Raw genomic sequence first — 4,119 nt, 5'->3', positions numbered from 1 at the left:
TGCGGAGGATCGGTGTGATCAGCCCGCCGGGGATCGACACGGCAACGCCGACATCGGCGTGCCTGTGCTTGACCATGGCGCTTTCGGTCCACGAGGCATTGGCATCGGGCACCGCCTTCAGCGCCATCGCCATCGCCTTGATCACCATATCGTTAACCGACAGCTTGTAGGCCGGAGCATCACCCTTGTCGGTCTTCTTCACCGGGGCTGCCGCATTGATCTGCGTGCGCAGCGCCAGCAGCGCATCGAGCTCGCAGTCGAGCGTCAGGTAGAAATGCGGAATGGTGGTCTTGGCCTCGACCAGGCGGCGCGCAATGGTCTTGCGCATATTGTCATGCGGGACGAGGTCGTAGGAGCCCTGTTCGAACAGTTTCAGCACCTGATCGTCCGACATCGCCTTTACCGGCGCGGCGGGAGCAGCAGCGGGCGCGCCAGCCGGAGCCTTGGCGGCAGGCGCCGCCTGGGCGCCGCCACCGGCAATCGCCGCGTCGACATCCGCCTTCACCACCCGGCCATGCGGACCGGTGCCGGTCACGGCAGACACATCGACACCGGCTTCCTTGGCTATGCGACGTGCGAGCGGCGACGCGAAGGTGCGTCCTTCCGGCGACTGGCTGATCTCCCCCCTTGTGGGAGAGATGGCCGGCAGGCCAGAGGGGGGCGTCTCGCGCTGAGAGGACGGCGGGACAGCGCCCCCCTCTGTCGACTTCGTCGACATCTCCCCCACGGGTGGGGAGATTGGCGCCTTGTCCTGCTTGGCCTCGGCTTTCGCTGGAGCAGCATCGCCCCCGCTTTTCGCGGCAGCGCCTGCATCCTCACCTTCGGCAGCGAGCACGGCGATCAGAGCGTTGACCTTGACGCCTTCGGTGCCGGCGGGAACGACGAGCTTTGCGACCGTGCCCTCATCGACAGCCTCGACTTCCATCGTCGCCTTGTCGGTCTCGATCTCGGCAATGACATCGCCCGGCGAAACCTTGTCGCCTTCCTTGACGAGCCACTTGGACAGATTGCCCTCTTCCATCGTGGGCGACAGGGCCGGCATGGTGATGTTGATTGGCATTTTGTCCTCCCGCCCGGTTCAGCGATATGTGACGGCTTTGACCGCCTCGATGACTTCGCCGACGTTCGGCAAAGCCAGTTTCTCGAGGTTGGCGGCATAGGGCATCGGCACATCCTTGCCGGCGATGGTGATGACCGGCGCGTCGAGGAAATCGAAGGCGCGCTGCGACACCTGGTTGGCGATATGGTCGCCGACCGAGTTCTGCGGATATCCCTCTTCGACAACGATCAGCCGGTTGGTCTTCTTGACCGAGGCGATGATGGTGTCGAGATCGAGCGGCCGGATCGTGCGCAAGTCGATGATCTCGGCATCGATGCCCAAGCCGCGCAGCTCGGCTTCCGCCTTGACCGCATAGGTCATGCCGATGCCGAAAGAGACGATGGTGACGTCCTTGCCGGTCTTGTGGATGCGCGCCTTGCCGATCGGCAGCACGAAATCATCCAGCTTCGGCACGTCGAAGGACTGGCCATAGAGGATCTCATTCTCGAGGAAGATGATCGGATTGGGATCGCGGATCGCCGCCTTCAACAAGCCCTTGGCGTCGGCGGCGGTGTAGGGCATCACCACTTTCAGGCCCGGAATGTGGCTATACCAGGCGGCGTAGCACTGCGAGTGCTGCGCGGCGACGCGTGCGGCAGCGCCGTTCGGTCCACGGAAAACGATCGGCGCACCCATCTGGCCGCCCGACATGTAGAGCGTCTTGGCGGCGGAGTTGATGATCTGGTCGATCGCCTGCATGGCGAAGTTGAAGGTCATGAACTCGACGATCGGCTTCAGGCCGGCCATCGCCGCGCCGACGCCGACGCCGGCAAAGCCATGCTCGGTGATCGGCGTGTCGACGACGCGCCGCGGCCCGAATTCCTGCAGCAGCCCTTGCGTGATCTTGTAGGCGCCCTGGTATTCGGCGACCTCCTCGCCCATGACGAAGACATCGCCGTCGCGGCGCATTTCCTCGGCCATCGCATCGCGCAGCGCTTCGCGCACCGTGGTCGAGACCATCTCCGTGCCGGCCGGAATGTCCGGATCGGCGGCGATTTCCGTCTTCGGTGCAGCAGCCACCGGCGCGGCAGCCGGTTTTGCGGCCTCCGCCTTGTCCTCCGCCGCGGCTGGAGCCTCTGCCTTTGCCGGTGCTTCCGCCTTGGCGGGAGCCGAGGACTTGCCGATATCGCCGGCACTTTCGCCGTCCTGCAGCAAAACGGCAATCGGTGTGTTGACCTTGACGCCTTCGGTGCCGGCGGCGATCAGGATCTTGCCAAGCGTGCCTTCGTCGACGGCCTCGACTTCCATCGTCGCCTTGTCGGTTTCGATCTCGGCGATGACGTCGCCGGCGACGACCTTGTCGCCCTCATTCTTCAACCACTTGGAAAGATTGCCCTCTTCCATGGTCGGCGAGAGAGCGGGCATGAGAATTTCGATCGGCATGTCCTTGCCCTCCCGTTACAATACGATATCGGTCCAGAGCTCGGACGGATCCGGCTCTGCATCGTTCTGGGCAAATTCGGCGGCGTCAGCGACGATGTCGCGGACCTCCTTGTCGATGGTCTTAAGCTCGTCCTCGGTTGCCCACTTCTTCTCGATGAGCCGCGCCTTGACCTGTTCGATCGGGTCATGGTCGGAGCGCATCTTCTGCACTTCTTCCTTCGAGCGGTATTTCGCCGGATCGGACATCGAGTGCCCCCGGTAGCGGTAGGTCTGCATTTCGAGAATGATCGGCCCGTTGCCGGCGCGGCACCATTCGGTCGCCTGGTCGCCGGCGGCCTTGACAGCGCGCACGTCCATGCCGTCGACCTGGATGCCGGGAATCTTGAACGAAGCGCCACGGTGCGAAAAATTGGTTTCCGCCGAAGAGCGCGACACCGAGGTGCCCATGGCATACCGGTTGTTCTCGATGATGTAGATCACCGGCAGCTTCCACAGCGAGGCCATGTTGAAGCTTTCATAGACCTGGCCCTGGTTGGCCGCACCGTCGCCGAAATAGGTCAGCGAGACATTGTTGTTGTCGCGGTAGCGGTTGGCGAAGGCCAAGCCCGTGCCGAGCGACACCTGCGCGCCGACGATGCCGTGGCCGCCATAAAAGTGCTTTTCCTTGGAGAACATGTGCATGGAGCCACCCTTGCCCCGTGACAGGCCGCCGCGACGCCCGGTCAGCTCGGCCATGACGCCGCGCGGCGACAGCTCCATCGCCAGCATGTGGCCGTGGTCGCGATAGGCGGTGATCATCTGATCGCCGTCGATCAGCGCCATCTTCATGCCGGTGACGACCGCTTCCTGGCCGATATAGAGGTGGCAGAAGCCGCCGATGAAACCCATGCCGTAGAGCTGGCCGGCCTTTTCCTCGAAACGACGGATGAGCAGCATGTGCCGGTAAGCGGCAAGCTCTTCGTCCTTGGTGAATTCGACAGGTTTGGGGGCCGAAAGCCCCGATTTGCCGTCGGATTTGGATTTGGCAGGCGCTTTTCTGGCGGCGGTGGCCATGCATCACTCCCTGTTGGCGTCTCTTCGTGGACATTAGAGCAGGATGAAATCTGCTCTGGGGAGATCAGCTCCTCCCCACCGATTTTAGGGAGGCTAACACGCGTCAAAGCGTTGCGCCATGCCGAATTTGCATAGCTGGCATGCGCCTAAGCGATTAAAATCATTGAAAATATTGGTGATTAACTTGAAATCAGTTATTTCGCCGAGGCCGGCAACATAATGGTGATTTCGTCAGCTTGGGACAGATTGAGCGCCTTGCGCGCCTGCTCATCGAGCATGTCCTTCTCGAGCGTGCCTTCATGCATCAGCCGAACGCGGCGCTCGAGCTCCATGCGGCGCGCCTTGATCGCATCGAGCTGGCCTTGCAGCGCAACCGTCTGGGCTTCCAGCTGATATTTCGAGTAGATACCGAATTCGCCGTGATAGGCATGAAAGCCGAAATAGGCCAGGAACGCCACGCAAAGCGAGGGAATGATCAGCCGGCCGGTGTTTCTCTGCTTGTGCTGACGCGTCCACATCGCCCGATTCCTCTAGAGCATGATGCCGAAAAGTGTGAAGCGGTTTTCGGACGACATCATGCTCTA

4 protein-coding genes are annotated in these 4,119 nt (G+C 62.2%); all 4 read right to left on the bottom strand.

Translation table 11 applies throughout. The features are described from left to right. Positions 1–1,060: 2-oxo acid dehydrogenase subunit E2 (locus EN955_RS33845; RefSeq protein ID WP_127223557.1), on the bottom strand; the 1,060-nt coding region annotated here is incomplete at its 3' end. Between the two features lie 18 nt (positions 1,061–1,078). Continuing rightward, entirely contained in the window at positions 1,079–2,482 is a 1,404-nt protein-coding gene (locus EN955_RS33840) for a pyruvate dehydrogenase complex E1 component subunit beta (RefSeq protein ID WP_013531482.1), read from the bottom strand. 15 nt (positions 2,483–2,497) lie between these two features. Then, entirely contained in the window at positions 2,498–3,535 is a 1,038-nt protein-coding gene (gene pdhA, locus EN955_RS33835) for a pyruvate dehydrogenase (acetyl-transferring) E1 component subunit alpha (RefSeq protein WP_013531481.1), read from the bottom strand. A gap of 194 nt (positions 3,536–3,729) precedes the next feature. Continuing rightward, positions 3,730–4,053 (bottom strand): septum formation initiator family protein, encoded by a 324-nt coding sequence (locus EN955_RS33830; protein WP_013531480.1) that lies wholly within the window; start codon positions 4,051–4,053, stop codon positions 3,730–3,732. Positions 4,054–4,119 lie beyond the last annotated feature (66 nt).

Source organism: Mesorhizobium sp. M7A.F.Ca.CA.001.04.2.1, assembly GCF_003998485.1.
Lineage (GTDB): Bacteria > Pseudomonadota > Alphaproteobacteria > Rhizobiales > Rhizobiaceae > Mesorhizobium > Mesorhizobium ciceri.
This window is presented reverse-complemented; position numbering and strand designations above follow the sequence as displayed.